Here is a 17,312-nt window from a genome sequence, read left to right on the forward strand (position 1 = left end):
CTGCGGCCCAGCCTAGACCGGAAGCGCCGTGGTCTTGAAGACCGTGCGAAGCGCAAAGCTCGACTGCATCTGCTGCACGCCGGGCAGGCGGGACAGGTGCTGGCGATGGATGCGGGCAAAATCCTCGGTGCTGTCGGCGACGACCTTGAGGATATAGTCGGCGGTCCCGGCCATCAGGTGGCATTCCAGGATCTCGGGCACGCGCTTCACCTCGGCCTCGAAGGCATCGAGGATCTCGTCCGCCTGGCCCTGCAACTTGATCTCGACGAAGATGGTCGACGGTAGGCCGATCCGCCGGGCGTCCAGCAGCGCGACATAATCCTTCACGATCCCTTCGGCTTCCAGCCGCTGCACCCGCCTGTGGCAGGCCGACGGCGACAGGTTCACCTTCTCGGACAGGTCGGCGTTGGAAATGCGGCCCTGCTTCTGGATCACGCGCAGGATCTTGCGGTCGATGTCATCAAGGGTCATGGGGGTCCTTCCGGCCGGTCACTGGCCGGAAGGGTATTCGATAATCCGCTGGATTGGCGAGAGGATCTGCGCCGAAATCGCTCTCAGGCGCCGGATTTCAGCGAATCTCGGATTTCCAGCAGGACGTCCAGCTCGGTCGGGCCGGCCTTCTTCTCTTCGGCGGGCAGGGCCTCTTCCTTCTTCATCACGCTGTCCTTTGCGCGGTTCACCATCTTGACCAGCATGAAGACCACGAAGGCGATGATCAGGAAGTTGAAAACCGCCATGAGGAAGGCCCCGTAGGCAAAGACGGCCGCCCCGGCTTCGCGGGCGGCTTCCAGGCTGGCATAATCGCCGCCACCGGACAGCACGACGAAGTTGTTGGTGAAATCCACGCCGCCGGTGAAAAGACCGATGATCGGGTTGATCAGATCGTCGACCATCGACTTCACGATGGCGGTGAACGCCGCGCCGATGATGATCCCGACGGCCATGTCCATGACGTTGCCTTTGGCAATGAATGCCTTGAATTCTTCGAGCATGATGATCTCCAGTAGGTGCCCCGGACCGAACCTGTGCCCGGGTTTGACCCCGCGCGCAGACACTATCCGTTTCCAGATTACGGACAAACGGAACGCCTGGCTACATGGCGCGGCCCGTGCGTCGGAAAGATCGAAAGGCTCAGCCCGGCAGTTGCCCGGTCAGCACATAGCGCAGGATGTCGGCCACCTGCTGCGGCGTCTCGGTCACCGCCAGAGCCGCGGCATCGACCTCTTTCAGTGCATGCTGGTGATCAGCGCCGTGCATGATGATCAATGACTTGCCAAGTGCCGACGCATAGCCGGCGTCGAAGGCCGCGTTCCACTGCTTGTATTTCTCGCCAAAGCGCACGACGACCACGTCTGCCGCTTCAATCGCGTTGCGGGTGCGGATCGCATTGACCTTGGCGCCCTTGTGGTCGTGCCAGAACTTTGACGGCTCCCCACCCAGGATCGCCACCCCGCAGTCGTCGCTGGCCGCGTGATCGGTGACGGGGGCATCGAACACCACGTCCAGCCCGTCGCAGGCCGCCTCGACCTCCGCGCGCCAGTCGGTGTGAATTTCGCCGGACAGATAGACCCGCATCGCATTCCTCCTTCAAAAACGACAGGGGACGACGCGCGCCCCCTGCTTCATCTTGCCATAAATACTCCCGCCGGAGGCGCAGGCAACCGCCCGCGCAACCGTCAAAGGGTGATGCGATAGAGCGCAAAGCCCCCTTCGCCGTCGCCGGCCGGTTCGATCTTCACGCCCGGTACGCTGTCCGCGTATTGCTTGCCGCCCGGTCCGGTCTCGAACAGCACGGTGGTTCCGTCCATCGGCGCGAAGGTCCAGTTGCCATCGGCGGCGGGGCTGATCGTGCCCTTTTCGACGATATAGCGAACGATGATGTCGCGGTTGGTGTCCGGCCCCTCGAAGATCACCGTGTCGCCCATGGCGCCGGGGAAGGCGCCGCCACCGCTGGCGCGGTAGTTGTTGGTGGCCACGACGAACTCCATGTCGTCCGTCACCGGCTGGCCGTCGAACATCAGGTCGACGATCCGGCTTTCCTCGCCGATCTTCTCACCATCGCGGTTGAACATCATTGGCTTGGACAGGTCGATCTTATAGCTCACCCCGTCCATCACGTCGAAGTTGTAGGACGGGAAATCGGGGTTCAGCAGGACGGCATCGGTCGCGCCGGGCTCCACCTGGTTGAACATGCCCGCCGACCGATCCAGCCAGCCGCGCAGCTGCGCGCCCGTGATCTTCACCGCGCGGATCGTGTTGGGATAGAGGTAGAGGTCGGCGACGTTCTTGATCGCCACATCGCCCACGGGCACCTCGGTATAATATTCCGGTCCACCCCGGCCGCCGGCCTTGAAGGGCGCACCGGCCGACAGGATCGGCAGGGCCTCCCATTCGGTGCCCTTCATCATCTCTTCGATGTACCACTTCTGCGCATTGGTCACGACCTGGACCGAGGGATCGTCGGCCACCAGCGCGAAATAGGAATGCAGCGGCGTGTCGGTCTTGCCGACGGCGGTGCGGACGTAATTCAGCGTCTCGTCATGCTCTTTCTGCACGGCGGCCAGCACGGTCGGCACGCTTTCGACCAGCGCGGTGATCGACCGGTCTTCGTTGCGCTTGGAGATCGGGCGGGTGGCGGCTTCGTGCATCAGCACGCGCCATTCCGATCCGTCCTTTTCCAGCATCAGGTCGATCACGCCCAGGTGCGACCCCCAGAAGCCGCCCATGACCGCCGGCTTGCCGTGGATCGTGCCCTTGTCGGCATCGACACCCGCGAAATCGGCGTATTTGGCGGACGGGAAGACAAGATGCGAATGGCCGGTCATCAGCGCGTCGATACCCTCGACCTCGGCCAGCGGGACGCTTGCGTTTTCCATCCCGTCCTCGTGCTGCGCCGACCCGATGCCGGAGTGCGACAGCGCGATGATGACGTCCGCGCCCGCTTCCTTCATCTGCGGCACCCAGGCGCGGGCGGTCTCGACGATATCGCGGGCCTCGACGTTGCCTTCCAGGTGCTTGCGGTCCCAGTTCATGACCTGCGGTGGCACGAAGCCGATGATCCCGACCTTGATCTGATGTTCCACGCCATTGCCGTCGACGACCACGCGGTCGAGAAGCACATAGGGCTTGAGCAGCGTTTCGTCCTTGGTCGGATCGGCACCCTTCTTTTTGGCAATGTTGGCCGACACGACGGGGAAGTTCGCGCCCGCCAGTGATTTTTCCAGAAAGCTCAGGCCATAGTTGAATTCGTGGTTGCCCAGGGTCGAGGCATCGAAACCAAGCGTGTTCATCGCCTGGATGACGGGGTGCATGTCGCCGTCCTTCATGCCCCGTTCATAGGCGATATAGTCGCCCATGGGGTTGCCCTGAAGAAAGTCGCCGTTGTCGATCAGCATCGAATTTGACGCCTCGGCGCGGATGTCGGCGATATGTGCCGCGGTGCGGGCCAGGCCGACGGTGTCGTCTTCCTTGTCGGCGTAATAATTGTAGGGGAAGACATGCACGTGCAGGTCGGTGGTTTCCATGATCCGCAGGTGCACCTGGCTTGCGGCGGCGCGGGCCGAAAAGGGGTGCAGGGCAATCAGCGACGCGCCGGCCGTGGTGGCCAGGAAGTGGCGGCGCGAAAGGGTCGTGTGTGGGGTACGGGTCATGGCTCTCTCCTGATTCCATCGCGGGGACGGTGTCACCCTAGCATGACAGCTGCGCTACGGTCGGGCACGGTCGTGGGGGTATACTGCGCGTGACTTCGGGGCAGGGGAACAGAATTCTCGGAACGGGCCGTTCAATTCTGTCACCCGCCGCCTGGCCATTGCGCAATCCCTGATCCCGTTGCAGGGTCCGGCACAGGATTTCAGGCGCGAGGGACAGGACATGCGGCACGCGGAAGACGTGACATTCGGCGGATCGGGACTGGATCGGGCGGCCGAGCTGCGCGGACAGGACGAGGTCCTGCAGGCGGCGCGGCGCGATCCGGGGTCGGAATGCCTTCTGCTGTGGCGCGGGTTTCTTCTGATGGCCGGTGAATCTGCGCTGGCGCGGCTGCCGATGGATCACCCGGTGCTTCAGGGCCGGGACAAGACACCGATCTTCCTGGGCCGCGAAGATCACGGGATGACCTTTGCGCAGGACATCTCGGAATGGTCGCCGCCCGATGCGCCGATGGATGCAGGCCCCGGTCGGCCGCAACAGGCGCCGCTGCCCCGGCACCCCGAGGTCGAGGATGCCCTTCACTTCGGGGACCTCCGCGGTGTGATGGGGCGGCTGAACCGGCGGGATGCCGAATTGGCCGCGACGGCGCGGGCGCTTTACAGCTGGCATTCCACCCACGAATTCTGTTCGCGCTGCGGGCGGGCCAGCCGCATGGCCATGGCCGGGTGGCAGCGCAGTTGCGACAGTTGCGGCGGTCAGCATTTTCCGCGCACCGATCCCGTGGTGATCATGCTGATCACCCATGGCAACGACGTTCTGCTGGGCCGGTCGCCCGGCTGGCCGGACAACATGTGGTCGCTGCTGGCCGGGTTTGTCGAGCCGGGCGAGACGCTGGAAGCCGCCGTGCGGCGCGAGGTGATGGAGGAAGCCCGGGTGCCCGTCGGGCGGGTGGACTACCTGTCAAGCCAGCCCTGGGCCTTCCCCAATTCGCTGATGTTCGGCTGTATCGGCGAAGCGACGGGCCGCGAGATCGAGATCGACCCGGTCGAACTGGAAGGCGCGCGTTGGGTGTCACGCGAAGACATGGTCGACGTGCTGGCGGGCAACCACCCCGACATCCGGCCCCTGCGCCAAGGCGCCATCGCCGAGTTTCTGATCCGGAACTGGGTTGCGGATACACTCGCTTAAAATTTATTAGTAAATCGAGGTTAAGACCCCTTTCGGTCAGGGGCGGCGACACATCAGGACAAGGGCAGCCAGCATGAAGTTTTCGACCCGCACGGATATCGAGGCACCGATCGAGCATGTCTTCGCCGAGGTGTCCGATTTTTCGACCTTCGAACGGTCTGCCATGCGGCGCGGCGCCAAGGTGCAGCGGGTGGACAGCCAGGATGTGCGCGGCCCCGGCATGGCCTGGCAGACCGAATTCACCTTTCGCGGCAAGACCCGCGAGGTGCGGATCGACCTAGAGGATTACGAAGAACCGGTGATGCTGGGCTTTGCAGGCAAAAGCGCCGGGCTGACCGGGTTCTGCGAGATCGAACTGATCGCCCTGTCGCCCAAGAAGACCCGGATGCGGGTGTCGCTGGATCTCAAGCCGCACACGCTGTCGGCGCGGCTCCTGATCCAGTCGATCAAGCTGGCCAAGGGCACCGTCGACAAGAAGTTCGAGGCGCGCGTGGCCGACTATGCCCGTGACATCGCAGCGCGCCAGGACAGGATGGCCTGAGCGCGCGGGCGTCAGTGACGTTGTGACGCGGCCGGGTAGACGCCCAGGATTTCGAACATCGAGGTGAAGAACCGCAGTTCCTCGAACGCCAGCTTGACGTTCGGGTCGTCGGGGTGGCCTTCGATATCCGCATAGAACTGTGTCGCGGTGAAGCTGCCGCCGACCATGTAGCTTTCCAGCTTGGTCATGTTGACGCCGTTGGTCGCAAAGCCGCCCATGGCCTTGTAAAGCGCCGCCGGGATGTTGCGGACCTCGAAGACGAAGGTGGTGATCATGCCCAGATCACCGCGCCTGTGGTGGTCGGGCTGGCGCGACATGACCAGGAAACGCGTGGTGTTGTGGCCGTGGTCTTCGATGTCGCGGGCCAGCACGTCCAGACCGTGGATCTCGGCTGCGATGTCGCTGGCCAGGACGCCCTCGGTGCGGCGGCCCGAGGCGGCAAGCTCCATCGCCGCGCCGGCGCTGTCTGCCGCCGTTTCCGCCTTGATCCCATGCTTTTTAAGGAAATTCCGCGCCTGCGGCAGAAGGACGAGGTGGGCCCGCACCTTGGTGATGTCGGACAGCGGGACATTCGGCAGGGCCATCAGGCTGATCCGCACGCGCACGAAGGCCTCGTCCACGATGTGCAGGCCGCTTTTGGGCAGCAGCGAATGGATGTCGGCAACCCGGCCGTAGGTCGAATTTTCAACGGGAAGCATGGCCAGATCCGCCGTGCCGTCCAGGACCGCGTCGATGCATTCCTCGAAGGTGCGGCAGGGCAGCGGATCGTGATCCGGGCGGGCCTCGCGGCAGGCTTCGTGGGAATAGGCGCCAAGTTCGCCCTGGAATGCGATCAGCGGTTTCGACATGCACTTTCCTTCCGTGCCCGGGGGATCGGGCGAATGGTCGCGGTAACTACACCTTGCGCAGGGGGAGGGGAAGCATATAGATACGCGCCGAACAAGTGACGAAACATCGAGGACTCGGCATCATATGTTCGACACCATGACCATTACCAAGGTTGGCGGCGCTTTCTGTGGCGCACTGCTGGTCTTTCTGCTTGGCAACTGGGCGGCGGAACTTCTCTACTCCACCGAATCCGGCGGCCACGGGGACGAATATACCCAGGCATATGTGATCGAAACCGGCGAAGAAGAAGGCGGCGCGGCTGAAGAAGAAGGCCCCGACTTTGCAACGCTTCTGGCCAGCGCGGATGTCGCGTCCGGCTCCAAGGTTTTCGGCAAGTGCAAGGCCTGCCACAAGATCGACGGCACCAATGCCACCGGCCCGCACCTGGATGGTGTGGTCGGCCGTGCGGTTGATGCGGTTGACGGCTATGCCTACTCCGGCGCTCTCGAGGCTGTCTTCGACACCTGGACGCCCGAGCACCTGAACACCTTCCTCGAGAACCCCAAGGGTGCGGCCCCCGGCACGAAGATGTCCTTCGCCGGTCTGCGTAAGGCCGAAGATCGCGCTGACCTGATTGCCTATCTGCAGTCGATCGGCGGCTGATCCAGCCTGATCTCAATACAAAAAGGGCCGCGATCACGGGATCGCGGCCCTTTTTGTTTGGCGGGCGGGTCTGCTCACGCTGGTTTGACGCAATCTCAACTTGAATGTCGCCTTTGCGGCCAAGTAGCCTAATTCGACAGGTAGAGCATTGCCCAGAGATCAGGAGCCCACCATGCGATCAGCCCCGACCCGCAGCCAGACGCGCGCGAAGGTAGATACCGGTCTGTCGCAGTGGGGCCTGTCGCGGCCGGCAATGGCGGTTGCCCTTGGTGGCCTGGCTCTTTTTCTCGGTGCTTCGATGGCGCTGGCGGAAAGCCATGCCGAGATGACCAAGGGCGACGCGGTGATCCAGTCGCACGGCTACAACTATTACGGCGATCTGGCCTATCCGGCCGGGTTCCCGCAGATGAACTACGTCAATCCCGATGCGCCCAAGGGCGGCACCTTCGCCATCGACGCCTCGGGCACCTTCGACAGCATGAACCCCTACAGCCGCAAGGGGCGGCCCGGGGCCATGTCGTCGATGATGTACGAATCCCTGCTCGATCCCTCGGCGCCGGCGGATGAATACGGGTCGGAATACTGCCTGCTGTGCGAAAGCCTGGAATACGACGAGGGCAAGACCTGGGTCATCTTCCACATGCGCAAGGACGCCAAGTTTTCCGACGGCACGCCGGTGACGGCCCATGACGTCGTCTTCTCGCACGAACTGCTGCTGGAACAGGGCCTGCCGTCCTATGCCCGCGCGGTCAGCCAGCGGATCACCGGGGCCGAGGCGCTGGACGACTACACGGTCAAGTTCACCTTTGCGACGGACATCCCGCGCCGGTCCCTGATCGATCAGGCCGGTGGCGTTTCCGTCTGGTCGAAGAAGTGGTTCGAGGAAACCGGCGCCCGGCTGGACGAGCCGCGGATGGAAACCTCGCCGGGGTCGGGCCCCTACATGCTGGACAGCTACGACATCAACCGGCGCATCACCTACAAGCGCAACCCGGACTACTGGGGCAAGGACCTGCCGATCAACAAGGGTCGGCACAACTACGACGAGATCCGGGTCGAATACTTTTCCGATGAAACGGCGGCATTCGAGGCCTTCAAGGCCGGCGAATATACCTTCCGGGAAGAAACGAACTCAAAGCAGTGGGCGACCGGGTACAACTTTCCTGCGGTCGACAAGGGCTATGTGAAGCTTGAGAGCATTCCCGACGGCAACCCGCCCACCAACGTCGGGTTCGTCTTCAACCTGGGCCGCGAAGTGCTGAAGGACAAGCGTGTGCGCGAGGCGCTGGCGCTTGGCTACAACTTCGAATGGACGAACGAGAGCCTGCAGTTCGGCCTTTTCGAACAGCGCAACTCCTTCTTCCAGGGCACCGTGCAGGAAGCCACCGGCGTGCCCGAGGGCAAGGAGCGCGAGATCCTGGAATCGCTCGGCGATCTGGTCCCTGCCGAGGTGCTGAGCGAACCGGTGCGGATGGCCCATACCAGCAGCCCCACCCGCGTTCTGGACCGCAAGAACCTGCGCCGCGCCATGAGTCTTCTGGACGAGGCCGGCTGGTCGGTCGGCGGTGACGGGATGCGCCGGAACGACGCCGGGCAGACGCTGGACATCGTGATCCCGATCAACTCGTCCGGGTCACCGACGCTGGAAAGCATGGTGCAGACCTACGTGCAGAACCTGCAGCAAATGGGTGTGAACGCCCAGATGCAGAAGGTCGACCCCAGCCAGTACACGCTGCGTCAGCGCGAACGAGACTATGACGTGATCTTCGCGGGCTATCGCACCTTCGTCGGTGCGGGCACGGGGCTGTTCCAGCTGTATGGGTCCGAAAACGCCGATGTGAGCCTTTTCAACCCTGCGGGTGTCGCCAGCCCCCTGATCGACGCGCTGATCCAGACCGCGCTCGAGGCCGAGGAGACCGAGACGGAAACCGCTGCCCTGACCGCGCTCGACCGGGTTCTGCGGCACGAGTTCTTCATGGTTCCCGCCTATTTCAAGGCCGACAACTGGCTGGCCTACTTCAACATGTACGACCACCCCGAGGACATGCCACCCTTTGCCGTCGGCCAGATGGATTTCTGGTGGGCCGACGCCGAGAAGGAAGAGGCGTTGAAAGCCGCCGGGGCCTTGAGGTAAGCCGCCCCCATGGGAGCCTATATTCTTCGTCGACTGCTGCTGGTGATCCCGACCCTTCTGGGGATCATGGTGATCAACTTTGCACTGGTGCAATTCGTGCCGGGCGGACCGATCGAACAGATCATCGCGCAGCAGCAGGGGCAGGGGGACGTGTTCGGATCCTTCGCCGGGTCGGGCAGCGACATGGGGCTGGAGTCGAACTCTGGCGCGGTCGCCAACGAAACCTATGCCGGCGCGCGCGGCTTGCCGCCTGAATTCATCGAACAGCTGGAAAAGGAGTTCGGCTTCGACAAGCCGCCGGTGGAACGGTTCCTTGTCATGATGGGCAACTACCTGCGGCTCGATTTCGGTGAAAGCTACTTCCGCAAGGCCGACGTGATCGACCTGGTGATCGAACGCCTGCCGGTCTCGATCTCGCTTGGCCTCTGGTCGACGCTGATCGCCTATCTCATCTCGATCCCGCTTGGCATCCGCAAGGCCGTGCGCGACGGGTCGCGGTTCGACACCTGGACGAGCGGGTTGATCATCGCGGCCTATGCGATCCCGGGCTTTTTGTTCGCGATCCTGCTGCTGGTGCTGTTTGCCGGCGGGTCCTACTGGCGGATCTTCCCGCTGCGCGGCCTGACCTCGGACAACTTCGACCAGCTGAGCCTGTTCGGGCAGATCAAGGATTACATCTGGCACATCACGCTGCCGGTGCTGGCCTCGACCATTTCGTCCTTCGCGACGCTGACCCTGCTGACCAAGAACTCGTTCCTGGACGAGATCAAGAAACACTACGTGATGACCGCGCGGGCCAAGGGCCTGTCGGAACGGAAGGTGCTTTATGGCCACGTCTTCCGCAACGCGATGCTGATCGTGATCGCGGGCTTCCCGGCGGTCTTCATCGGCGTCTTCTTCGGCGGGTCGATCATCATCGAGACGCTCTTCAGCCTCGAAGGGCTGGGGCGGCTTGGCTACGAGGCCGCAGTGGCGCGGGATTACCCGATCATCTTCGGATCGCTCTTCGTCTTCGGTCTGATCGGGCTGGTCGTCGGGATCCTGTCGGACCTGATGTATGTCTTCGTCGATCCCCGCATCGATTTCGAACGGCGGGAGGGCTGAGCCATGGTCCATTCCGCCACCGATCCGCTGCCCGGCCGTGAACCCGGCCAGATGGCCCCGGCCCCCGTGCCCCCCGCGAAACAGGGACGTTTCGCGCTGTCGCCTCTCAACAAGCGCCGCTGGCGCAACTTCCGTCGCAATGGCCGCGCCTACTGGTCGCTGGTGATCTTTTCCGTGCTCTTCGGGCTGTCGCTGTTCGCCGAATTCATCGCCAACGACAAGCCGATGCTGGTGAAGTACCAGGGCGAATATTACTTCCCCGTCTTCAAGTTCTATCCCGAAACCGCCTTTGGCGGCGACTTCCGGACCGAGGCGATCTATCGCGACCCCGAGGTCAAATGCCTGATCGAAACCGGCGGTCTGGACCTGTGCTTCGACGACCCCGAAGCCTATTTCGAAGACGCGCAGGACGGCGTGATCGAGGGCGAGCCGATCAACAAGGGCTGGGCCATCTGGCCGATCATCCCCTATTCCTACGACACGCCGGTCGAACTGCCCGGCGCCGCGCCCTTGGCCCCGAACGTGATCGGATCCTACACGGACGACGCGGGCGAAGATCACTGGGGCCTTCTGCCTGCCGATCAGCGCGGCGCGAACCTGCTGGGCACCGACGACACCAAGCGTGACGTGCTGGCGCGGGCGATCTATGGCTTCCGGCTGTCGATCCTCTTCACCCTGATCGTGACGACCTGCGCCTCGCTCATCGGGATCTTCGCGGGGGCCATCCAAGGCTTTTTCGGCGGGCGGCTGGACCTCGTGTTCCAGCGGGTGATCGAGATCTGGCAGGGCGTGCCGCAGCTTTACGTCATCATCATCCTCTTCGCGATCCTGGGCCGGGGCTTCTGGCTTCTGGTCTTCCTCATGATCGCCTTCGGTTGGACCGCGCTGGTCGGCGTGGTGCGGGCCGAATTCCTGCGCGCACGCAACCTGGAATACGTCCGCGCCGCCCGGGCGCTTGGCGTGTCGAACCTGACCATCATGTTCCGCCATATGCTGCCTAATGCCATGGTCGCCACGCTGACCATGCTGCCCTTCATCGTGACCGGCACGATCGGCTCGCTCGCCTCGCTCGACTTCCTGGGCTACGGCCTGCCGTCCTCGGCCCCGTCCCTGGGCGAGATGACGTTGCAGGCGAAACAGAACCTTCAGGCGCCCTGGCTGGGCTTCACCGCCTTCTTCGTCTTTGCGCTGATGCTGTCGCTTCTGGTGTTCATCTTCGAAGGGGTGCGCGACGCCTTTGACCCGAGAAAGACGTTCGAATGATGCTGGATGTGAAAAACCTGAAGGTGTCGTTCAAGCAGGACGGTCAGCTGGTGCCCGCGGTCAAGGGCGTCAGCTTTCACGTCGACAAGGGCGAAACCGTCGCGCTGGTGGGTGAATCCGGATCCGGCAAATCCGTCTCCGCGCTCTCGACCGTGCAGCTTCTGGGTGGCAATGCCCATGTCGACGGCTCGGTGACCTTCAAGGGTAAGGAAATGATCGGCGCCGACGATGCGCATCTGCGCGAAGTGCGGGGCAACGATATCTCCTTCATCTTCCAGGAGCCGATGACATCGCTCAACCCGCTGCACACGCTGGAAAAGCAGCTGGCGGAATCGATTGAGCTGCACCAGGGGCTGCGCGGCGACGCGGTGCGGGTGCGGATCATCGAACTGCTCGACAAGGTCGGCATCCGCGATCCCGAAAGCCGCTTGGGCTCCTACCCGCACCAGCTCTCGGGCGGACAGCGGCAGCGGGTGATGATCGCCATGGCGCTTGCCAACCGGCCCGAGCTGCTGATCGCGGACGAACCCACCACGGCGCTTGACGTGACGATCCAGGCGCAGATCCTGGACCTTCTTGCCGAGCTCAAGTCGAGCGAGGGGATGGGGATGCTTTTCATCACCCATGACCTCAACATCGTGCGCCGCATCGCGGACCGGGTCTGCGTCATGAAGGACGGCGAAATCGTCGAGACCGGAGAGACCAAGGCGATCTTCGACGCACCCCAGCATCCCTACACGCAGAAACTGCTGGCGGCCCATGCCGCAGGCACCCCCGATCCGGCGTCGGACAGCGCGCCCGTGGTGGCCGAGACCGACAAGCTGCGCATCTGGTTCCCGATCCAGCGCGGGCTTTTCAAGAAGACCGTGGGCCATGTGAAGGCCGTGAACGAGGCCTCGATCCAGGTGCGGGCCGGTGAAACGCTTGGCATCGTGGGCGAATCGGGGTCGGGCAAGACGACGCTGGCACTGGCGATCATGCGGCTGATCCATAGCAAGGGCGGCATCCGCTTCAACGGCGATGACGTCCACGCTTGGTCCACGCGTGAACTGCGCAACAAGCGGTCCGAGATGCAGATCGTCTTCCAGGATCCCTTCGGCTCGCTCTCGCCGCGCATGACCGCGATGCAGATCATCGCCGAGGGTCTGACGGTCCACAAACTGCCGACAGACAGACCGGTGCGCGACCTCGTGGCCGAAGTGATGACCGAGGTCGGTCTGAACCCCGAGACGATGGACCGCTACCCGCACGAATTTTCCGGCGGTCAGCGCCAGCGCATCGCCATCGCCCGCGCGATGATCCTGCGGCCCAAGCTGGTTGTGCTGGACGAACCGACCTCGGCGCTCGACATGACGGTGCAGGTGCAGATCGTCGACCTGCTGCGGGACCTCCAGCGGAAATACGGGCTGGCCTATCTTTTCATCAGCCACGACCTGAACGTGGTGCGCGCCATGTCACACCGGGTGATGGTGATGAAACAGGGCGACGTGGTCGAGGTCGGCACGGCCGAACAGGTCTTCAAGGCGCCCAGCCATCCCTATACGCAGCAGCTTCTGGCCGCCGCGACAATGAACGCCTGAATGACAAAGGGGCCCCGAAAGGCCCCTTCTTCATCTTGCCCGAAATACTCCTGCCGGAGGCGGCGGGACAGGCCCGCCTGGCACCCGGTATCAGAAGAACGCCTGCAGCCCGGTCTGGGCACGGCCCAGGATCAGCGCGTGCACGTCATGCGTCCCCTCGTAGGTATTCACCGTCTCAAGGTTCGCGGCGTGGCGCATGACCTTGTATTCGATCTGGATGCCGTTGCCGCCGTGCATGTCGCGGGCCATCCGCGCGATGTCCAGTGCCTTGCCACAGTTGTTGCGCTTGATGATCGACACCATCTCGGGCGCGGCCTTGGCCAGGTCGAACAGGCGCCCCACCCGCAGCGCGGCCTGAAGGCCAAGCGTGATCTCGGTCTGCATGTCGGCCAGTTTCTTCTGGTACAGCTGCGTGCCGGCCAGCGGCTTGTTGAACTGCTTGCGATCCAGGCCGTAGGTGCGGGCCTGGAACCAGCAGTCCTCGGCCGCGCCCATCACGCCCCAGGCGATGCCATAGCGTGCGCGGTTCAGACAGCCGAACGGCCCCTTCAGGCCCGACACATGCGGCAGCAGCGCGTCTTCGCCGACCTCGACGTCCTCCAGCACGATTTCCCCGGTGATCGAGGCGCGCAGCGACAGCTTGCCGCCGATCTTCGGCGCGCTCAGGCCCTTGGTGCCCTTGTCCAGAACGAAGCCGCGGATCGCCCCGTCATGCGCGTCGGACTTGGCCCAGACGACAAAGACATCGGCGATCGGCGCGTTCGAGATCCACATCTTCGCGCCGTTCAGCACATAGCCGCCCTCGACCTTCTTCGCGCGGGTCTTCATGCCCGCCGGGTCGGACCCCGCATCGGGTTCGGTCAGGCCAAAGCAGCCGATCCATTCGCCCGAGGCCAGTTTCGGCAGGTACTTCATCCGTTGCTCTTCCGAGCCGTAGGCATAGATCGGGTACATCACCAGCGAGGACTGAACCGAACACATCGACCGGAACCCGCTGTCGATCCGTTCCACTTCCCGCGCAACCAGCCCGTAGGACACATAGCCGGACCCCAGCCCGCCGTATTGCTCCGGAACCGTCACGCCCAGCATGCCCACTTCGCCCATCTCGGCAAAGATCTCGGGGTCGACGCCTTCCTCCAGGTACATTTTCTCGACCCGCGGCGCGAGGCGCTCTTCACAGAAGGTGCGGGCGGATTCACCGATCATCCGCTCTTCTTCTTCCAGCTGGTCGTTCAGCAGGAAGGGGTCTTCCCAGTTGAAGGACGCCATGTTGGGGCGGTCCTTGTCCTTGATGATCGGGCGGTTTTCAGCGTCCATGTCGGTCTCCCTGCGCGTGGCTCTATGAGTTTGATGTGGCGTATACCCGGTTGTGGTGGTATCTCATAACGAGTTATCCTGCCGACTTGATGAGTCAAACGCATAGGTTGCGCGATGCGTCACGCCTACACGCCCTCGGTCCCGGAACTCGAGGCCTTCTGTGCCTGCGCCCGCGCCGGCACGACGATCCAGGCGGCGCAGCAATTGGGCCGCACGCAAAGCGCTGTCAGCCGGTCCATCGCGGGGCTCGAGGCCAAGCTGGGCGTCGCGCTTTTCATCCGGGCCCGCCAGCGGCTCAGCCTGTCGGACGCGGGCCGGGCGCTTCTGCGCGAGGCCGGGCCGCTGCTGGACCGGCTTGACGATGCGGCGATGACGGTGATGGCCTTCGGCGGGCAGGCGCGGGTGCTCAGGATCGCGGTACTGCCGACCTTCGGGCGGCTCTGGCTGATCCCGCGGCTGCGCGGGTTCCAGGCGACGATGCCGGACCTCTCGATCGATATGGCCGCGCGCCTTGCCCCGGTGGATTTCGAAACCGACCCCTTCGATCTGGCCATCCAGCGCACGCGCCACCGCACCCCGGGCCATCGCCACATCCACCTGCTGGACGAGGAACTGACCGTCGTCGCCGCGCCGTCGCTGGTGCGCACGCCGCTCGGGACGGACGACATCCTGCGCCTGCCGCTGCTGCAGCAATCGACCCGCCCGACCCTCTGGCCCGACTGGTGCCGCGCCATGGGGCTGGACCCGCGCCACGCGCTGCGCGGCGCGCGCTTCGATCACTTCGACATGGTGCTGGATGCCGCCACCGCCGGGCTGGGTGTCGCACTGGTGCCCGAAATCCTTGCCCGTGCCGCGATTGCCCGGGGCGATCTGATCCGCGCGCTGCCCGGCGATCTGGCCACGGGCGAGGCCTATACGCTGATCTACCCCGACCACAGCGAGGCCCTGCCGCATTTCGCGCGCTTCCGCGACTGGCTGCGCGCCGAGATCGAGGACATCTGGGCCTGATCTTCATCTTGCCGAAAATACTCCGGGGTGGCGACAAGGCCTGCCTTGTCGCAGGGGCAGAGCCCCCTTGAGTTCCCGGCCCCCGACGGGCAAGCCTTTCGCCAAAGCAAAGGAGCCGCCATGACCCCCGAAGAGATCGCCCAACTGCCCTATCGCCCCTGCGTCGGCGTCATGCTGGCCAATCGCGATGGCCATGTCTTCGTCGGTCAGCGCATCGACAACCCCGGGCCCGCCTGGCAGATGCCGCAGGGCGGTGTCGACAAGGGCGAGGATCCGCGCGATGCGGCCCTGCGCGAGCTGTGGGAAGAAACCGGCGTGACGGCCGACAAGGTCGAGGTCATCGCCGAGACCTCGGGTTGGGTACCCTATGACCTGCCGCATGACCTGGTGCCGAAACTGTGGAAGGGGCGGTTTCGCGGGCAGGAACAGAAGTGGTTCCTGATGCGTTTCCTCGGGGACGACGCGGATGTGAACATCGACACCGATCACCCCGAGTTTTCCCGCTGGCGCTGGCTGCCGACCGGGGATCTGGTCGACAACATCGTCCCGTTCAAGCGCGCCGTCTACGAGGCCGTTTTGGATGAACTGAAGGACAAGATATGAAATCCCTCCTCCCCGTTCTGGTGCTGTCACTGTCGGCCGGTCCCGCGCTGGCCCTGTCCTGCATGCGTCCGGACCCGGTGCGCAGCTATCAGCAGGCCGCCGAGGCGGAGGAGGCCTATCTGGTCGTCACAGGCACGCTTAGCCATGATCCGACGTCCGTTCCCGACCGGCATTCGCCCGAACAGCCCGTCAGCTTCCCCGCCACCCTGACCGGGGCGTTCCTGAAGGACGACCGGTTTCACGGCGCCTTTGCCGCGCCGGTCACCGTGAACGTGGACTGCGTGATGATGACCTGCGGCCAGATGCCCGAGCCCTCGCAGGAGGTGCTGGTCTACCTGCAGGAATCACCCGACGGCTATCAGCTGAACGTCGGACCCTGCGGCGGCTGGATGTTCACCGATCCAAGCGACGAGGACATTGACCGGGTCGCCCGCTGCCATGCCTCGGGCGACTGCCAGATCGTAGATTAAGTCCGGAAATCGAAGAACCCGTCGCCCGCGCGCGCCAGCAGGCCGGTGGCCATGGTCCGGCCCAGTTCGGCCGCGTCCTCGATCGGGGCGGTCTGGTCGTCGGTCAGGCATTCGCTGCCGTCGGGGCGCAAGATTTCCCCGCGCAGACGCAGGGTGCTGCCGTCCAGGTCAGCCAGCCCGGCGATCGGGGTTTCACAAGACCCGTCCAGCGCCGCCAGGAAGGCGCGTTCGGCGGCCAGGCGCTGTGCCGTGGGCGTGTCGTGGATTGCCGCCAGCATGTCGGCGGTGCGCGTGTCGTCCAGCCGCCGTTCGATGCCGATTGCGCCCTGGGCCACGGCGGGCAGCATCTCTTCGGGGGCGAGCGCGGATTGCGCGACCTCGGGGCGGCCCAGACGGTTCAGGCCCGCCATGGCCAGGAAGGTCGCCTCGGCCACGCCTTCGGTCAGCTTGCGCAGGCGCGTCTGCACGTTGCCGCGGAATTCAACGACCTTCAGATCGGGGCGCTTCACCAGAAGCTGCGCGCGGCGGCGCAGCGACGAGGTGCCCATGGTCGCGCCTTCGGGCACATCCGCCAGCCGCTTGTGAGCGTTGGACACGAAGGCATCGCGCACGTCTTCGCGCGGCAGGTAGCAGTCCAGTACCAGCCCCTCGGGCTGAAGCACCGGCATGTCCTTCATCGAATGCACGGCGATGTCGATCTCTCCGACCAGCATGGCCTGTTCGATCTCGCGGGTGAACAGGCCCTTGCCGCCGATTTCGCGCAGGGCACGGTCCTGCACCCGGTCGCCGGTGGTCTGGATCACGCAGACCTCGAACGCCTCGGGCGGCAGGTCGAAGGCCTTGGCCAGACGATCGGCGGTCTCATGCGCCTGGGCCAGCGCCAGGGGCGAGCCACGGGTGCCGATTTTCAGCGGGCGGGCGGGGGAGGGCAGATCCTTCGTCATGGCGATGGTCTAGACGCGGCA

Annotated in this window: 17 protein-coding genes; 10 read left to right on the forward strand and 7 right to left on the reverse strand. The window is 64.3% G+C overall.

Annotated elements, in window-relative coordinates:
* Positions 1–12 precede the first annotated feature (12 nt).
* The 4 genes from E4S58_RS11105 to E4S58_RS11120 all read right to left on the reverse strand — a co-directional run bounded on the left by E4S58_RS11105 (position 13) and on the right by E4S58_RS11120 (position 3,650).
* Positions 13–471, reverse strand: coding sequence for an Lrp/AsnC family transcriptional regulator (locus E4S58_RS11105; RefSeq protein ID WP_136636466.1), 459 nt, complete (start codon positions 469–471; stop codon positions 13–15).
* Between the two features lie 83 nt (positions 472–554).
* Positions 555–992: a large conductance mechanosensitive channel protein MscL gene (mscL, locus tag E4S58_RS11110; RefSeq protein ID WP_136636467.1), complete on the reverse strand. Its 438-nt coding sequence runs from the start codon at positions 990–992 to the stop codon at positions 555–557.
* 139 nt (positions 993–1,131) lie between these two features.
* Positions 1,132–1,575: a YtoQ family protein gene (locus E4S58_RS11115; protein ID WP_136636468.1), complete on the reverse strand. Its 444-nt coding sequence runs from the start codon at positions 1,573–1,575 to the stop codon at positions 1,132–1,134.
* A 101-nt stretch (positions 1,576–1,676) separates the two neighbouring features.
* Entirely contained in the window at positions 1,677–3,650 is a 1,974-nt protein-coding gene (locus E4S58_RS11120) for a bifunctional 2',3'-cyclic-nucleotide 2'-phosphodiesterase/3'-nucleotidase (protein ID WP_136636469.1), read from the reverse strand.
* A 220-nt stretch (positions 3,651–3,870) separates the two neighbouring features.
* Between E4S58_RS11120 and nudC the strand changes: the two genes are divergently transcribed.
* Together nudC and E4S58_RS11130 are read left to right on the forward strand one after the other, a co-directional pair.
* Positions 3,871–4,836 (forward strand): NAD(+) diphosphatase, encoded by a 966-nt coding sequence (gene nudC / locus E4S58_RS11125; protein ID WP_136636470.1) that lies wholly within the window; start codon positions 3,871–3,873, stop codon positions 4,834–4,836.
* A gap of 73 nt (positions 4,837–4,909) precedes the next feature.
* Complete coding sequence (locus tag E4S58_RS11130) at positions 4,910–5,377, forward strand: SRPBCC family protein (RefSeq protein ID WP_136636471.1); 468 nt, start codon at positions 4,910–4,912, stop codon at positions 5,375–5,377.
* A gap of 11 nt (positions 5,378–5,388) precedes the next feature.
* On the opposite strand, the gene E4S58_RS11135 is transcribed toward E4S58_RS11130, so the two are convergent.
* Positions 5,389–6,225: a prephenate dehydratase gene (locus E4S58_RS11135; RefSeq protein WP_136636472.1), complete on the reverse strand. Its 837-nt coding sequence runs from the start codon at positions 6,223–6,225 to the stop codon at positions 5,389–5,391.
* A 124-nt stretch (positions 6,226–6,349) separates the two neighbouring features.
* On the opposite strand from E4S58_RS11135, the gene E4S58_RS11140 reads away from it, so the two are divergent.
* The 5 genes from E4S58_RS11140 (at position 6,350) to E4S58_RS11160 (ending at position 12,949) form a co-directional block, all read left to right on the forward strand.
* Positions 6,350–6,868 carry a c-type cytochrome gene (locus tag E4S58_RS11140; RefSeq protein ID WP_136636473.1) on the forward strand — a complete coding sequence of 173 codons (519 nt, stop codon included), beginning with the start codon at positions 6,350–6,352 and terminating at the stop codon, positions 6,866–6,868.
* Positions 6,869–7,040: 172 nt separating this feature from the next.
* Positions 7,041–9,002 (forward strand): extracellular solute-binding protein, encoded by a 1,962-nt coding sequence (locus tag E4S58_RS11145; protein ID WP_136636474.1) that lies wholly within the window; start codon positions 7,041–7,043, stop codon positions 9,000–9,002.
* Positions 9,003–9,011: 9 nt separating this feature from the next.
* A complete protein-coding gene (locus E4S58_RS11150; protein ID WP_136636475.1) occupies positions 9,012–10,106 on the forward strand; it encodes a microcin C ABC transporter permease YejB in 1,095 nt (364 codons plus the stop codon).
* A 51-nt stretch (positions 10,107–10,157) separates the two neighbouring features.
* Positions 10,158–11,369: an ABC transporter permease gene (locus E4S58_RS11155; protein WP_136636831.1), complete on the forward strand. Its 1,212-nt coding sequence runs from the start codon at positions 10,158–10,160 to the stop codon at positions 11,367–11,369.
* Positions 11,366–12,949 (forward strand): ABC transporter ATP-binding protein, encoded by a 1,584-nt coding sequence (locus E4S58_RS11160; RefSeq protein ID WP_136636476.1) that lies wholly within the window; start codon positions 11,366–11,368, stop codon positions 12,947–12,949. Before E4S58_RS11155 ends, E4S58_RS11160 begins: the two co-directional genes overlap by 4 nt.
* A 90-nt stretch (positions 12,950–13,039) precedes the next feature.
* Here the strand turns inward: E4S58_RS11160 and E4S58_RS11165 are convergent, their stop codons facing one another.
* Entirely contained in the window at positions 13,040–14,266 is a 1,227-nt protein-coding gene (locus E4S58_RS11165; protein ID WP_136636477.1) for an acyl-CoA dehydrogenase, read from the reverse strand.
* Positions 14,267–14,380: 114 nt separating this feature from the next.
* On the opposite strand from E4S58_RS11165, the gene E4S58_RS11170 reads away from it, so the two are divergent.
* The 3 genes from E4S58_RS11170 (at position 14,381) to E4S58_RS11180 (ending at position 16,347) form a co-directional block, all read left to right on the forward strand.
* Positions 14,381–15,274 (forward strand): LysR substrate-binding domain-containing protein, encoded by an 894-nt coding sequence (locus E4S58_RS11170; protein ID WP_136636478.1) that lies wholly within the window; start codon positions 14,381–14,383, stop codon positions 15,272–15,274.
* Positions 15,275–15,394: 120 nt separating this feature from the next.
* Positions 15,395–15,877, forward strand: coding sequence for an RNA pyrophosphohydrolase (locus tag E4S58_RS11175; protein ID WP_136636479.1), 483 nt, complete (start codon positions 15,395–15,397; stop codon positions 15,875–15,877).
* The gene (locus E4S58_RS11180; protein WP_136636480.1) at positions 15,874–16,347 is read left to right on the forward strand and encodes a hypothetical protein; all 474 of its coding nucleotides are present in this window, start codon (positions 15,874–15,876) and stop codon (positions 16,345–16,347) included. The genes E4S58_RS11175 and E4S58_RS11180 overlap by 4 nt, the downstream gene beginning before the upstream one ends.
* Here the strand turns inward: E4S58_RS11180 and hemC are convergent.
* The gene (hemC, locus tag E4S58_RS11185; RefSeq protein ID WP_136636481.1) at positions 16,344–17,291 is read right to left on the reverse strand and encodes a hydroxymethylbilane synthase; all 948 of its coding nucleotides are present in this window, start codon (positions 17,289–17,291) and stop codon (positions 16,344–16,346) included. The two genes, E4S58_RS11180 and hemC, sit on opposite strands and share 4 nt — an antisense overlap.
* Positions 17,292–17,312 lie beyond the last annotated feature (21 nt).

This window comes from Pseudooceanicola onchidii (assembly GCF_004959925.1).
Taxonomy (GTDB): Bacteria; Pseudomonadota; Alphaproteobacteria; order Rhodobacterales; family Rhodobacteraceae; genus Pseudooceanicola; species Pseudooceanicola onchidii.

Bases quoted from the DNA above. Each gene is read 5' to 3' on its own strand.
- E4S58_RS11160 (WP_136636476.1), top strand. From the start codon at position 11,366: ATGATGCTGGATGTGAAAAACCTGAAGGTGTCGTTCAAGCAGGACGGT.
- mscL (WP_136636467.1), bottom strand. From the start codon at position 992: ATGCTCGAAGAATTCAAGGCATTCATTGCCAAAGGCAACGTCATGGAC.
- E4S58_RS11115 (WP_136636468.1), bottom strand. From the start codon at position 1,575: ATGCGGGTCTATCTGTCCGGCGAAATTCACACCGACTGGCGCGCGGAG.
- nudC (WP_136636470.1), top strand. From the start codon at position 3,871: ATGCGGCACGCGGAAGACGTGACATTCGGCGGATCGGGACTGGATCGG.
- E4S58_RS11170 (WP_136636478.1), top strand. From the start codon at position 14,381: ATGCGTCACGCCTACACGCCCTCGGTCCCGGAACTCGAGGCCTTCTGT.
- E4S58_RS11180 (WP_136636480.1), top strand. From the start codon at position 15,874: ATGAAATCCCTCCTCCCCGTTCTGGTGCTGTCACTGTCGGCCGGTCCC.
- E4S58_RS11150 (WP_136636475.1), top strand. From the start codon at position 9,012: ATGGGAGCCTATATTCTTCGTCGACTGCTGCTGGTGATCCCGACCCTT.
- E4S58_RS11130 (WP_136636471.1), top strand. From the start codon at position 4,910: ATGAAGTTTTCGACCCGCACGGATATCGAGGCACCGATCGAGCATGTC.
- E4S58_RS11175 (WP_136636479.1), top strand. From the start codon at position 15,395: ATGACCCCCGAAGAGATCGCCCAACTGCCCTATCGCCCCTGCGTCGGC.
- E4S58_RS11120 (WP_136636469.1), bottom strand. From the start codon at position 3,650: ATGACCCGTACCCCACACACGACCCTTTCGCGCCGCCACTTCCTGGCC.
- E4S58_RS11140 (WP_136636473.1), top strand. From the start codon at position 6,350: ATGTTCGACACCATGACCATTACCAAGGTTGGCGGCGCTTTCTGTGGC.
- hemC (WP_136636481.1), bottom strand. From the start codon at position 17,291: ATGACGAAGGATCTGCCCTCCCCCGCCCGCCCGCTGAAAATCGGCACC.
- E4S58_RS11105 (WP_136636466.1), bottom strand. From the start codon at position 471: ATGACCCTTGATGACATCGACCGCAAGATCCTGCGCGTGATCCAGAAG.
- E4S58_RS11155 (WP_136636831.1), top strand. From the start codon at position 10,158: ATGGCCCCGGCCCCCGTGCCCCCCGCGAAACAGGGACGTTTCGCGCTG.
- E4S58_RS11165 (WP_136636477.1), bottom strand. From the start codon at position 14,266: ATGGACGCTGAAAACCGCCCGATCATCAAGGACAAGGACCGCCCCAAC.
- E4S58_RS11135 (WP_136636472.1), bottom strand. From the start codon at position 6,225: ATGTCGAAACCGCTGATCGCATTCCAGGGCGAACTTGGCGCCTATTCC.
- E4S58_RS11145 (WP_136636474.1), top strand. From the start codon at position 7,041: ATGCGATCAGCCCCGACCCGCAGCCAGACGCGCGCGAAGGTAGATACC.